Origin of the sequence: Mucilaginibacter celer (genome assembly GCF_003576455.2) — a bacterium.
GTDB classification, from domain to species: domain Bacteria; phylum Bacteroidota; class Bacteroidia; order Sphingobacteriales; family Sphingobacteriaceae; genus Mucilaginibacter; species Mucilaginibacter celer.
This window is the reverse complement of sequence record NZ_CP032869.1, coordinates 3,168,920-3,182,178: the sequence shown is the minus strand read 5'-3', so window position 1 is coordinate 3,182,178 and position 13,259 is coordinate 3,168,920. Positions and strand designations below refer to the sequence as shown.

General features: G+C 45.7%; 9 protein-coding genes. 4 read left to right on the top strand and 5 right to left on the bottom strand.

The window, feature by feature from the left end; translation table 11 throughout:
* The first annotated feature begins 72 nt into the window (after nucleotides 1-72).
* Complete coding sequence (locus tag HYN43_RS12680; RefSeq protein WP_119409695.1) at nucleotides 73-1,863, top strand: beta-N-acetylhexosaminidase; 1,791 nt, start codon at nucleotides 73-75, stop codon at nucleotides 1,861-1,863.
* Between the two features lie 117 nt (nucleotides 1,864-1,980).
* On the opposite strand, the gene HYN43_RS12675 is transcribed toward HYN43_RS12680, so the two are convergent.
* Nucleotides 1,981-2,322: a hypothetical protein gene (locus HYN43_RS12675; protein ID WP_119409694.1), complete on the bottom strand. Its 342-nt coding sequence runs from the start codon at nucleotides 2,320-2,322 to the stop codon at nucleotides 1,981-1,983.
* 354 nt (nucleotides 2,323-2,676) lie between these two features.
* On the opposite strand from HYN43_RS12675, the gene HYN43_RS12670 reads away from it, so the two are divergent.
* Both HYN43_RS12670 and HYN43_RS12665 read left to right on the top strand, forming a co-directional pair.
* The gene (locus HYN43_RS12670) at nucleotides 2,677-4,437 is read left to right on the top strand and encodes a glycoside hydrolase family 9 protein (RefSeq protein WP_119409693.1); all 1,761 of its coding nucleotides are present in this window, start codon (nucleotides 2,677-2,679) and stop codon (nucleotides 4,435-4,437) included.
* 100 nt (nucleotides 4,438-4,537) lie between these two features.
* Complete coding sequence (locus HYN43_RS12665; RefSeq protein WP_119409692.1) at nucleotides 4,538-5,323, top strand: alpha/beta fold hydrolase; 786 nt, start codon at nucleotides 4,538-4,540, stop codon at nucleotides 5,321-5,323.
* A gap of 211 nt (nucleotides 5,324-5,534) precedes the next feature.
* Here the strand turns inward: HYN43_RS12665 and HYN43_RS12660 are convergent, their stop codons facing one another.
* From HYN43_RS12660 to HYN43_RS12650, 3 genes are all read right to left on the bottom strand, one after another.
* Nucleotides 5,535-6,572 carry an LLM class flavin-dependent oxidoreductase gene (locus tag HYN43_RS12660; RefSeq protein WP_119409691.1) on the bottom strand — a complete coding sequence of 346 codons (1,038 nt, stop codon included), beginning with the start codon at nucleotides 6,570-6,572 and terminating at the stop codon, nucleotides 5,535-5,537.
* A gap of 2 nt (nucleotides 6,573-6,574) precedes the next feature.
* Complete coding sequence (locus HYN43_RS12655; protein WP_162996442.1) at nucleotides 6,575-8,902, bottom strand: family 20 glycosylhydrolase; 2,328 nt, start codon at nucleotides 8,900-8,902, stop codon at nucleotides 6,575-6,577.
* Between the two features lie 375 nt (nucleotides 8,903-9,277).
* Nucleotides 9,278-11,188 (bottom strand): AAA domain-containing protein, encoded by a 1,911-nt coding sequence (locus HYN43_RS12650; protein ID WP_119409690.1) that lies wholly within the window; start codon nucleotides 11,186-11,188, stop codon nucleotides 9,278-9,280.
* A 110-nt stretch (nucleotides 11,189-11,298) separates the two neighbouring features.
* Between HYN43_RS12650 and HYN43_RS12645 the strand changes: the two genes are divergently transcribed.
* Entirely contained in the window at nucleotides 11,299-11,832 is a 534-nt protein-coding gene (locus HYN43_RS12645) for a DUF4142 domain-containing protein (RefSeq protein WP_119409689.1), read from the top strand.
* Between the two features lie 77 nt (nucleotides 11,833-11,909).
* On the opposite strand, the gene HYN43_RS12640 is transcribed toward HYN43_RS12645, so the two are convergent.
* Complete coding sequence (locus HYN43_RS12640; protein ID WP_119409688.1) at nucleotides 11,910-13,112, bottom strand: DUF763 domain-containing protein; 1,203 nt, start codon at nucleotides 13,110-13,112, stop codon at nucleotides 11,910-11,912.
* Nucleotides 13,113-13,259: the final 147 nt, after the last annotated feature.

Genomic DNA, 13,259 nt, shown 5'->3' with positions numbered 1-13,259 from the left:
ACAAAGAAAATAAACATAATTTCAAATTAAATTCATATCATAGCGGCCCAAAATGATTTGAGCTGACTTTTAATGAAAATTAAATTCGTACTTGTATTTCTTTTGTTTTGCGGCTCGGTTAAGGCCCAAAATGTCAACATAATCCCTCAGCCTAAGTTAGTTACCGCAGGCACGGGGCAATTCACTTTCAATAACCATTCAAGTGTAGGCGTAAATGACGCTTCCTTATTGCCGGTAGCACGTTATTTCCAGAAACAGGTAAATCAATCAACCGGTTTAACGCTTAATGTAGATAACAAGGATGCAGGGAGCACTATCCACCTGCTGTTAACCAACGGCGATCCAACTCCCGGAGCTTACTCGCTTAAAATATCACCCGAAGAAATTACGGTATCGTCATCAAACCGGGATGGTGTTTTTTATGGAGCGATGTCGTTACTGCAATTGCTTCGCGATCAGCCCCGGGGCGAAACCATCAGTTTGCAGGCGCTTGCTATTAATGATGTACCGCGCTACCAGTGGCGGGGTTTGATGCTGGATGAGTCGCGCCATTTTTTCGGGATGGAAAAAGTGAAGCAGATATTGGATTGGATGGCTTACTATAAGCTTAACAAATTTCACTGGCATTTAACTGATGCGCAGGGCTGGCGTCTGGAGATTAAAAAATACCCTAAGTTAACCCTGGTTGGCGGCAGGGGCAACCATACCGATTCAACTGCCGATCCTCAGTATTATACTCAACCGCAAATTAAAGAGATCATCGCTTATGCGGCCGACAGATCGATCACGGTTATTCCTGAAATTGATATGCCAGGCCATGCTACGGCAGCCAACAAGGCCTATCCGCAGTTTAGTGGTGGTAGCGTTGAAGGGTACGAGAATTTTACCTTCAATCCCTCAATCGATAGCACTTACCAGTTTTTGGGTGATATTATTAAAGAAACTACCGCGCTCTTCCCATCTAAAATGATGCACCTTGGTGGCGATGAGGTGGCGTTGGGTGTAAAAGCCTGGTCGCTTAATCCATCTATCGCCGGTTTTATGCAGAAAAATAATTTTGCTGATGTTGGCGAGCTGGAGCGCTATTTTTTTAAGCGGGTTGCCGATACCGCTTTAAGCACAGGTGCTAAGGTATTAGCCTGGGATGAAGCAACCGGTACAAACCTGCCTGCCGATAAGGCCATTATTTTTTGGTGGAGGCAAAACCTGCCCGGCCAGTTGCATTTAGCGATACAGAAAGGCTACCAGGTGGTACTTTGTCCGCGCCTGCCCATGTATTTTGATTTTGTGCAGGATGCCGATCATATCTCCGGCCGCCGCTGGAAGGGCGTTTACAATACTGTGGGCAGCGTGTATGGTTTCCCCGAAAAATCAATGCAGAATAATGAAGACTTGCAATCCAAACAAATAATAGGTGTGCAGGCCAATATCTGGACGGAAATGATCGGTTCAGAAAAACGTTTGGATTTTATGCTCTTCCCGCGTATTGCCGGTTTAGCCGAAGCCGGTTGGACAGCACCCGAACTGAAAGATGAGGAGGCATTTGATAACCGCTTAAAAGCAAGCATCAAAATTTATGATGCAGCCAATATTTACTATTTCAATCCGTTTGATAAGTTTTTTCACGATGAGGCGATAGATTTCGGTCCGAAGATCAGGAGGATGCCAAAGCCCGAATCGGTTGATTACAGTGATGAGGACAGGCCCCGCAGGCGGAGGCATGGAAGATCTTCGAAAAAAAGCCATTCTTCGTCGAAGCATTCATCTTCAAAACATTCGTCTTCGAAAAAATCATCATCTTCAAAAAAATCTTCTTCTTCTTCAGGCAAAAGCCACAAGTCATCGCATAAAAAGAAAAGATAACACATTATTGTAAAAAAGAAAAGGTCTGCTTTCCCCAGGGAAAGCAGACCTTTTCTTTTTAAAGCACTGGCTTCGCTAAACCCGCGGCAGATAGGCCGGCAGGTGGTTTACAAGTGCCTACCTGTACGAAGATAGATGCGTGGTTTTGATATTAAGGATGAACGATTTGCCAACGCTTATCTTTACGTTTTTATCTTTAAGAAGCCCCCTGATCACTTCATCGGCTCTCAATAACTCATACAAATCGCGCGCAACGGCCGATGTACTGATCTTGTTGGTTGCCTTGCCATCTTCGATATTGATATTAAACATGTAGCCTGATTTTCCTTTATCGCCCGCCGATTCAAAATCGGTAATGTTTAACTTAAACTGTTGATCTTCTGTAAGGCTCCTTTTAATGTGCAGGCGGATAACCGGCATATACTTTTGCCAGGTGGCTAAATAACTTCTTTCGTCCATAATTTATTTTGTAAAAGCAAAGGCCCTTGCAGTGTTTCATACAAGGGCCTTTAGGTTATTAAGTTCAGGAGGATATGAATCTCCTTAAATGTTTCGACTGTGTTTTATGAAGACGAGCCGCGGCTGGTTTTCATGAGTTTCAAAGTTACTTAAATAAAACGGGTAAAATAGAGAAGTGGTTTCAGATTGTTTTATACCCAAAATACGACTGCTGCAGGTTTGATGCAGCGTAACCAGCGGCAAATAGCTTTTGTAGTGGTAAATTAGGGGCAGGTTTTCAGCACGCCAATAACGCCGGGTTTATAAATGCTGTAAATTGCGCCCATTCGGCATTGCCATTTAAACCGTATTTACATGAACCTGTTAAAACGCCAAATTATCCTTTCAATTTTCTTTGCCCTGTTTTGCTGTCTTTGCAAAGCCGATCCTGTTTTTTACATGAACCAGGTAGCTTTTGATGCTCGCGGAGCCAAAACTATTGTTGTTCGAAACGATGCTAAGTTTAACCCCGGCAGAACATTCCAATTGCAAAACGCAGCAGGTAAGGCGGTTTTTACAGGAAAGCTAAGCGTAGTATTACATGTTGAAGAATGGGCAAAAGGTGCCAGCTTTTACCAGGCCGATTTTTCGGTTTTTAAAACAGATGGCAAATACAGGATAGCAATTGGCAAATCGGTATCCGACTGGTTTGAGATCAAAGAGAACGCCCTTGCCGTTACAACCATTCCATCGGTGCTAAGCTACTATAACAGGCAACGCGCCAACACCCCAACCGAATGGAAGGCCGATTCGGCGGTACGGCTGTACGGAAGCGATAAAACAGTTGATTTACGTGGCGGCTGGTGCGATGCATCCGGCGATGTAAGTAAATATTTTTCGCACCTGGCTTATGCCAATTTTATGTCGCCGCAGCAAATTCCACTGGTTACCTGGTCTATGATCAATACGGTTCAAACCGCGCCTGGCTTGCTGAATAAGTTGCAGGTTTATGATGGCATGGTGAACGAAGCACTTTGGGGAGCCGATTATATGATGCGGGCCTTATCAACAGACGATTATTTTTACATGATCGTATTCAGCTATTTTAATAAAGATCCTAAAGCCCGCCGCGTAGTAGGTTTAAAAGCAAACAGCGTAACCACAGATGAATACCAGGCAGCGTTTCGCGAGGGCGGTGGCATGGCTATAGCATCACTGGCACGCATCTCAAAATTAAAAAAAGATGGCGATTTTAAATCTGCCGAATATCTCGCCGCTGCCAAACGGGCTTTTGCCCATCTATTGGTGAACAATACCAAATATGATGACGATGGCAAGGAAAACATCATCGACGATTATTGTGCCCTGATGGCTGCCACCGAGCTATGGATAGCCACCGATAGCACATTTTACCGCGACCAGGCCCGTAAACGCGCGCAAAATCTTACCAAAAGAATGAGCCCTGCCGGGTATTTTATTGCCGATGACGGCGACAGGCCTTTCTGGCATGCATCAGACGCCGGAATGCCCATTGTGGCCTTATCCCGCTATCTCGATAAAGAGAAAGATAGCAACGAACGGGCAGCCGCACTATCTACCATAAAAAAAGCGTTGGACTATAACCTGAAGGTTACCGCCAATGTAGATAACCCCTTTGGCTATGCCCGCCAGTCGTTCAAATTTAAAGGCGCTGTAAAAGATGGTTTCTTTATCCCACACGAAAACGAAACCGGCTGGTGGTGGCAGGGTGAGAATGCCCGACTGGGATCCTTAGCTACGGCAGCTTTAGTTGGAGGCAGATTGGTTTATCCGGAAAAAGGTGGTTGGGGCGTTAAGAAAGAACTGGCCGGATATGCATCGCACCAGATAGCCTGGGTTTTGGGTTGCAATCCGTACCAGATGTGCTTTATGTATCAATACGGTAAAAACAATGTACCGTACATGAGTTCGAATTTCGGTCATGGATCGGGCAAGGGGGGCATCTCTAACGGCATCACCGGAAAAAAAGAAAACCCTGATGGCAGCGGCATCGACTTTAAAATGAAGGACGATGGTAATGAATGGCGCTGGACAGAACAATGGCTGCCCCACGCTGCATGGTATTTGCTGGCCGTTACGGCAATGGCACAGCAATAACAATTAAGCTGGCATTTTTTATACCTCAAATTGTCGTAATTACCGCCCGGTGCATTATCTTCATACAGCTAAGTTTGTATAGAAATAAAACCTATGGATTATGACATTAACCAATAATGCCGGAAACTACGCCGTTGTTAACGGCCTTAAAATGTATTACGAAGTTCATGGCGAGGGCTTTCCGTTGGTGCTCATCCACGGAGGTGGCTCGGATATCTACGTTACTTTTGGCAGGGTGCTACACTTGTTTGCCCAAAAACACCAGGTAATAGCAGTAGATCTTCAAGCTCATGGCCGAACACCGGACAGGGGCGCTCCTACTTCTTTTGAGCAGGATGCTGATGACATAGCTGCCTTATTAAAAAGCCTCGATATAAAGCAAGCAGATGTTTTGGGCTTTAGCAATGGCGGTAACACCGCTATGCAGTTGGCTATCAGGCATCCGCAGCTGGTGCATAAAATAGTGATCGCCTCTTCGTTTTATAAACGCTCGGGCTTTTTTCCTGGTTTTTGGGATTTTATGCAGAGTGGGAGCCTTGATACCATGCCTCAGTTTTTAAAGGATGCTTTTTTGGCTATAAACAACGATCCCGAAGCCTTACAAACAATGTATAACCGGGATCGTGACCGGATGTTGATTTTTGAGGATTGGAACGACGATGCTATCCGTTCTATTAACATGCCGGCGCTGGTGATAGCCGGGGATAAGGATGTAATTTCGCCTGAGCACTCGCTTGAATTATACCGGATGCTGCCCAATGCGCAACTTTGCATACTGCCTGCCGGTCATGGCGATTACATTGGCGATATTGATGAGATGGTAGGAGAGAAGGAATATCCTGCGGTAGCTATTATTGAAGGGTTTTTAACCGAGGTAAAGGCTTAAGATAGTAAAACCTAAAAACGAAAAACATCATTGAGAGTAACTATCATGGGAAACTCTAAAAAAAACGTGATGATGTATGAGAATAATATTTGATAATCAATTGTTTATGATAACGTCATTGCGAGGTACGAAGCAATCGCGAACTGTGCAGAGCCGACCTGCTTCCGTGCGATTGCTTCGTGCCTCGCAATGACGTGATAGGAAATAGCTTCTAAGCCTTCAAAGCAGTCTCCCTCCGCACAACCGGCGCTATTTTAGTGCCATAAATCTCAATAGCTTTCAAAATATCTTTATGCGGCGTAAATCCTGTAACCAGTTGCGCCACAAAACGCGTATTGCCAAAAAGCTCGTACTGCGCCATGATCTTATCAATAGCCTGCTGCGGATCACCCACTACCAGCGGACCGAAATCACGAAGGTATTCAAACTGATCCCTCGTCATGGGCGACCAGCCCCTGTCGCGGCCAACACGGGTCATGAGGGCTTCGTAGCTCGGGTAAAACTCGTCGGCAGCTTGCTGTGAGTTTTCGGCCACATAAAATTGGGAGCTGATGCCCAGTTGAAGCTTACTCAAATCATGCCCTGCCTTGGCGGCCGATTCGCGGTAAAGCTCAACAAAGGTTACAAAATGTTTTGGGGCGCTGCCTAAAATAGCTATGATCATGGGCAGGCCCAAAGCGCCCGCACGTTTTGCCGATGCAGGTGTACCGCCAACGCCTATCCAAACCGGGATCTCCGGCTGTAGCGGACGCGGATATACGCCCTGGTTACGCACAGGTGCCCGGAAGTTTCCTTTCCATGAAACAATTTCCTGCTTATTGATCTGCAAAAACATTTCCAGCTTTTCGGTAAACAGCGCATCGTAATCATTCAGGTCAAATCCGAATAACGGGAACGATTCGATAAATGAGCCACGCCCGGCAATCATCTCCACACGCCCGCCCGAAACCAGGTCGGCCGTAGCAAAGTTTTGAAAAGTGCGTACGGGATCGGCAGAGCTTAATACCGTTACAGAGCTTGATAAACGGATGTTTTTGGTGATAGCCGCCGCAGCCGAGATCAGGATTTCCGGTGCAGAGATCACAAAATCCGGCCGGTGGTGCTCGCCGAAGGCATAAACATCCAGGCCCACTTCATCGGCCAGCTTTACTTCTTCCAATAATTCCTGTACCCGTTTGTGGGCGTTTACGGCTTTGCCGCTTGTACCGTCGGGATGTACTTCACCAAAGGTGCTTATTCCTAATTCCATTTTTAATTATAAAGATCGGCCGCGTTCAACTCTTTCTTTTCAAAAGTTCCGGGTGCGGTAACATATACTTTAAGCGGTGCTACACGGGGCCTGTACCGGCCTGTTGCCGGAGGCGGCGCGTTGTATATATACTTTACCCTAATTTGATGAAAACCCTTTGCCAGCGGTAGCGCGTATTCTGCTTCGGTTAGCTGTATGCCATCAATAAACAGCTGGCTGGCAGCATAACTTGCAAGGGCGAAGTTATAAGTACCATCGGCCAAAATGTTCAGATAACCGTCATAAACCACACCGAAGTTAGGATAGTCTTTTTTAAGAGGCTCTGCATCAATTTTCGCTACCGTTGCCGAATCGGTTAATGTAACATAACTCAACTGATCAGGCGAAGTGAATGTGTTTTTGGCCAGTTTATAATTAAGGCCTTGTTTATTGGCCGTATGGCTAACAGCCGGCAGCGGCGCTTTGTTATACATCAAAGTACGTGTAGCAATGCTCCGGCGGCCAGACGGCGTAATCACGCGGGTACGTAATTCACGTTTTTCATTTTGAGGGATGGCAAAAGTGATAGGGCCATCATATTGCAGATCGGTATCCAACGGATCACGACCGTTTAAAGTATAGTAGATCTTCGCGCCGGGTACCACCGATTTTAAGGTGTAAACAAAATGAGGGCCCACAACCATCGTATCGATAGTGGTTAGCGCAGTAGGCACACGGTAATTGTAATTCATGGCATCCAGCCTTGCAAAATGTTTGGCCAATCGCACTTCCGAGAAATCGGTGTAGCTCTTGTTTTCGGGTTTACTCCAGGCTACTTCAGAGAGGGCGAATACCCTCGGCATAATCTGATATTGCAGTTTGGCTACGGTCGGCACATACTCCGTCCAAAGATTACCTTGCGTACCTATTACATATTTTTGCTCATCGGTAGTTAATTGTTTTGAAACGGGATCGTAGTTGTATGTTTCCTGCAGAGTGGCGTACCTGCCAAATGATATAGGCTCCTGCGGCGAACCGCTTTGGTAATGATCGAAGTAGTTACCTGTGGTTTGCGGTGTCATGATCACGTTGTGGTGTTGGCGGGCCGCGTTAATGCCGCCTTCTTCGCCCTGCCAGCTCATTACCGTGGCGTTGGGGGCAAGGCCGCCTTCCAATATCTCATCCCAGCCAATAATGCTGCGGCCTTTGGAGTTGATGAATTTTTCTATCCTCTGGATGAAATAGCTTTGCAGCTCTTTTTCATCTTTCAATCCTTTTTCTTTCATCAAAGCCTGGCAAAACGCCGATTGCTTCCATGGTTCTTTACCCGCCTCATCGCCACCTACATGGATGTATTTGCTCGGGAACAGCGCCATCACTTCCGTTAGCACATCCTCCAAAAAAGTAAAAGTTTGCTCGGTAGGGCAGTACAGGTTATTGATATCTCGTGGAGCTTTCTGGCCAACTACGGTATCGCATTTAAGTTCCGGATAGGCGCGGAGGGCAGCTTCAGAATGGGCTGGCATTTCAATTTCGGGGATAACGTTGATATACCTGTCGGCCGCGAATTTTACTACTTCTTTAATTTGGTCCTGGGTATAAAAGCCGCCATAACTTAATGAGTCGGGCCAATCGCGGTTGCTGCCAAACATGGTTTGCTGGCGGAAAGCGCCCACCTGGGTTAGCTTGGGATATTTTTTGATCTCGATGCGCCAACCCTGGCCATCAACCAAATGCCAGTGGAAAGTATTGAGTTTATACGAAGCGATAAGTTCTATAACCTTTTTAACCTCGGCTATGCTGAAAAAGTGGCGCGATACATCCAGCATCATCCCCCGGTAACCAAACCTCGGCGAATCTTCAATAACAACGCAAGGCAGTTTGTACGAGCCCGATGTTTCAACCGGGAACAACTGTAGCAGGGTTTGAATGCCGTAAAACAACCCGGCATCTTTACCAATGATGGTGATGTTGTGGCCGGTGATAGTTAGCTTATAACCTTCTTTGGGGAGTTTATCAGCGCCTTTGGAGGTCAGGATCAAACCAGTGCCTTTGGCCGTTTTAAGTTTTGAATTGTATTTACTGACCTTATTATTGAGGTGCCTGTTATTTTGCAGATAATCCTTCAGCCATAAAACTGCTTTATCTTTCGGGTTGTCGGCCTTGATTAGTGTCAACTGGCTAAATGTGTAGTTGCCAGTGTTTTTGGTTAGAGATGCGGGGGCCGGAATGATACCCAAGTGTGGATCATCGGTTGTTGTTTGAGCAGATGCCTTTTCTGTTTGAAAAGTAGCAAATAACAAGGCTGCGACGGCAAAGCATTTGGGTAAGGTTAATGTTTTTAAGTTCATAAGAGCATTAATGGTAATGAGAGGTGAAAGGATAAATTTAATTATTATCCTTTGGCATCGGCGCATTAAAGCTTGTGTAACAAATAATTGACAGGTTGAGGTCTATAGTTCAATGCCAAGTTGATACCCATTGTATTACTCGGCTCTTAAAAGCCTATCCTCGTAGATGTGTTGCCCCTCTGGGGCAAATGCATTGATGGAATGAGTGCTACAAACCTTTACCCCCTCTGGGGGATTTCAATTCAGCCAAAAGTATCCCAAAAGGGAACAAGACTTCAGTTCACCCAAAAAAATCTCCCAGAGGGGGTAAAGGTTTGTAGAAAACGTTTTAAGTGAAATTAAGAACCCCAGAGGGGTTCAACTTTTCGTCAGCAGTTAATCATCTCCCGCATAGTCCCAAACACTTTGATAACCATTTAACTGCTCTGCATAAGCTATCATATCCGCATAAAAAGATGAATAAGCCAGCGTTGAGCTATCGCCAATAATCACCAGCTTTTTACGTGCACGGGTCATGGCCACGTTCATGCGGCGGACATCGCTTAAAAATCCTATCTCGCCATCGCTATTGCTTCGGGTAAGACTGATATAAACAACATCCCGTTCTTGCCCCTGAAAGCTATCTATTGTGTTAACAGAAATTTTTCCGGCATAAGGCTGCAGCTCCGGCGAATCAAGCAATAACTGGTTCATAATCCTGATCTGTTCTTTATAAGGGGAGATGACCGCGATTGTCGGGAAATCCTGCTCATTATAATGGGCTTTCAAATCACTGGTTAGTTTACGCAGATGCTTGAATAAAAATGCGGCTTCTTCGGGATTGGCAGTGCTTGTACCTTCCTGCTTTTCGTCAAAACCACTTCCCGCGGTATCTATAAAGCTAACGGGCACATCCCCCGGAAATAACAATCTACTTGCTACAGATACGTTGGCTTTCAATTTACCTTCATAAAACTCCTTAGATGAAAAGCCCATGATGGCTTCATTCATGCGGTATTGCTCTTCCAATAAAACAACGGCTTCCGGATGCTGTGCCGCGCATTTTTCAAGTAGGGTAGTGCTCAATCCGTCTTTAGCCGCTTGTTGCGATTTGATGGTAGGCGGAAGTTGCAAATGGTCACCGGCCAAGATCAATTTTTCGGCCTTCAATATTGGGATCCAGCAGGCCGGTTCGAGTGATTGACCGGCCTCATCAATAATAGCGGTATGAAATTTTCTGTCGCGAATGGTGTAGTGATTGGCACCTACTAAAGTTGCTGTAACCACCTGGGCTTTGCTCAGCAGATCATCGGTAATAAATTGTTCTGTTTTATCAACCTCTTTTATCAGCTGGTGTGCGGCGTCGAACAAGGCCTTGCGCTGATCGCGCTCAGCTTTGCCGAAGTTGCGCTTGTATTTATGCGCCATGTTTTTGTATTCGGAGGCTTGCTTTTTTAGCTTTTTGATCTCCTTCATATCGGCATGGGTGCTTATCTTGCTGTCTAAGGTTAAAGCCATCAGCCTTTCGGATACTCTTGCGGGATTGCCTATCCGGAGCACATTTAAACCTTCAAGGCTTAATTTTTCGCTTAGCAGATCAACCGCGGTATTGCTTGGGGCTGTTACCAGGATTTGCCGCCCGTTTTGTTTAATAAGCGCTTTAATGGCCTGCACCAATGTGGTGGTTTTGCCGGTTCCCGGAGGGCCGTGTACTATGGCCAATTCCTGCGCGTCGATGATCTTGTTAACGGCTTCCTGTTGTGATGCGTTGAGGTTATTTATGGGATAGTGTTTTATGTGGGATGCAAACACCGGCGATTGCCCGCCTGTAAGCACCCGTGCTAAATGCCCCTGTTTTTGATCGTCGATGAGTTTAGCGGCGGCTTTGAGGGCTTTGCGCATTTCATCGTAGCTGTTATCGTCAAATAGCAGGTCGATGCCTAATTTTCCGTGGCGGGTCCAGTCGGGGAGTTCATCGGTGTTCAGGGTAAGTTTTAGGCGGTCGCCGCCCTGGTAGGCGATGGTGCCGTTAATGCGGTCGGTTTTTGGATCGTGGTTTGAAAACATTGCTGCCGACGCCCCGAACCTGAATTGGTGGGCAACATCCTGGTGCGAAGGGCGCTCAACCTCTACAGTTAAATAATCACCCCGGCCAATTTCTGTACCTCTTATTGCTATTGGGTACCATGTTAATCCGGCCGCGCGGCGTTCGGCGCTTGATGATGTTTCTGTTTGTTTGAGGTAGGCCTGCCTGTCTTCGTCCTGTTCGGTTTGTAACAGGGCGAGCAGCTTTTCAAAATAATCCATCCTGCAAAGATAACATTGCCCGGCGGCTTAGCGTAAAAGATGCCGATAAAGGGCAAACGAAACTACAACTACGTTTTTTTGTTTAACTTGTATATTAATAATACACTACCATGAGCCGATCAACTTATCTATTTATTTGCCTGGCCTTTCTGGCTGCCTTGCAAGCCTGCCAAAGCAACCGCCAGGCCAATAGTTATAATAATAAACAGGCCGATGATAACGCGGTAAACTTTATTAAAAATGGCGAAGAATCAAGCATCGCCTCAGTAAAAGCATCCGGCCTGGCTATTGCCAACTCCAAAAATCAAAGGGTGATCCAGTTTGCGAAACTCATGATAGATGACTATACCATGCTGGCCGACGATTTTAAAAAGCTGAGAATAGATAACTCGATAGCCGATTCGATTGCTATAACGCCGATACACGAACAACAGATCAAAGATCTGGATGTTAAAAAAGCAAAAGTATTTGATAAAGCTTATATCCAGATGGTTATTGATGACCATGCCGACCAAATAGCACTATACAAAAACGTTATTGAAGATAAGAAAAATGTGGAAGTAGCTGATTTTGCCAAAAAAATGCTCCCAGGCTTGCAGGCACATTTAGATACAGCTAAGTTGATCAGTATAACGCTGAAATAAAAAGTTGGGAATAGGAATTTCAGTTGAAAACTGAAATGATTGGTAACCACGGGTTGTAAACCCGCGGCAGTTTTCTTTTAAAATAATTTCAACTGCGGTTCAACCGGAGGTTTTGCTTTACCGAACACCGTACGCCCGCCGTATTTCCAGGAATCGTTGCGTTCCTGCTCAATTACTTTATCAAAGTTGGCATTTGGCGTAAAATCCTTTTCGGCATTCTCAGCGATTTTTGATAATCGTTTTATGGCTTCATTTTTATCGCTATTGCCCAACTTAGCTTTCTGAATGGCGCTTTGCAAAACACCAAGGGTTTCATCATAAACTTTAGTAGGCACCGGGAAAGGCGCGCCATCCTTACCGCCATGTGCAAATGAAAATCGCGCCGGGTCTTTAAAACGTGATGGTGTACCATGAATTACCTCGCTCACTAAGGCCAGCGATTGTAAGGTGCGAGGGCCTAAGCCTTGCAACAACAATAGTTCTTCAAAATCTTTAGGTTGTTTTTCATGAGCCAACCAGAGTACAGCGCCAAGTCGCTTCAAATCAACATCTTTAGCATGTACCTGGTGATGGGCTGGCATAACCAGTTTATTGATCTCATTGATCATCGTTCCCGGCTTTTCAGCTGCTATCTGCATTACGCCGGCGCGTGAGGTATCTGCCTGCTTATCGGTCATGTTAAGGATATAACCGCCATTTTTTCCATAAATAAATGTGTGCGGATCATCCACAAAAGATTTCAATTGTTCCGAATGCCAATGGTAACGGCGGGCAGTTCCACTTGCATCGCTCATACCTTGCTGCACCACGGCCCATTTGCCGGTATCGCTTAAAATAAAATTGTGGGTGTAAAGCTGAAAGCCATCCTGAATGGCGGTATTATCAACCTTAGCGCTTAGCTTGCTGCATTTCACCAGGTAATCGGCATCAAGCCCGGTGATTTCGCCAACCTTAAGTAGCTCGGCAGGTGTTTGGGTAGAGTGCTTGCCCTTGCCGCCGCAAATGTAAATGCCCAACTCTTTGCTATGCGGGTTGATGGATTTTTTCAAAGCCCCCATCACCGAAGTTGTAATACCCGACGAATGCCAGTCCATCCCCATAACCGCGCCAAGACTTTGAAACCAAAATGGATCGCTCAAGCGGCTCAATACTTCCTCTTTACCATAATCCATCACAATGGTTTCAACCACAGCAAGGCCAAGCTTTGCCATACGCTCGGCAAGCCATTGCGGTACGTAGCCGTAATGTAATGGTAAGTCAGCAGAACCGGATCGCTTCATGCTAACAAAGTTAACCGTTGATTTTGGTGATTACGCTGATTTCGTTGATTTTTTTCTCTTTTGAGATTAGAGTGATTTTTTTGATTTCACCGATTCTCTGAGGAATTATTAGAATTTGCTCAGCATTCTGTAAATTCTAATAATTCC

Excerpts from the sequence above, each read along its gene's own strand:
- HYN43_RS12680 (WP_119409695.1), top strand. The coding sequence starts at position 73 with ATGAAAATTAAATTCGTACTTGTATTTCTTTTGTTTTGCGGCTCGGTT.
- HYN43_RS12675 (WP_119409694.1), bottom strand. The coding sequence starts at position 2,322 with ATGGACGAAAGAAGTTATTTAGCCACCTGGCAAAAGTATATGCCGGTT.
- HYN43_RS12670 (WP_119409693.1), top strand. The coding sequence starts at position 2,677 with ATGAACCTGTTAAAACGCCAAATTATCCTTTCAATTTTCTTTGCCCTG.
- HYN43_RS12665 (WP_119409692.1), top strand. The coding sequence starts at position 4,538 with ATGACATTAACCAATAATGCCGGAAACTACGCCGTTGTTAACGGCCTT.
- HYN43_RS12660 (WP_119409691.1), bottom strand. The coding sequence starts at position 6,572 with ATGGAATTAGGAATAAGCACCTTTGGTGAAGTACATCCCGACGGTACA.
- HYN43_RS12655 (WP_162996442.1), bottom strand. The coding sequence starts at position 8,902 with ATGAACTTAAAAACATTAACCTTACCCAAATGCTTTGCCGTCGCAGCC.
- HYN43_RS12650 (WP_119409690.1), bottom strand. The coding sequence starts at position 11,188 with ATGGATTATTTTGAAAAGCTGCTCGCCCTGTTACAAACCGAACAGGAC.
- HYN43_RS12645 (WP_119409689.1), top strand. The coding sequence starts at position 11,299 with ATGAGCCGATCAACTTATCTATTTATTTGCCTGGCCTTTCTGGCTGCC.
- HYN43_RS12640 (WP_119409688.1), bottom strand. The coding sequence starts at position 13,112 with ATGAAGCGATCCGGTTCTGCTGACTTACCATTACATTACGGCTACGTA.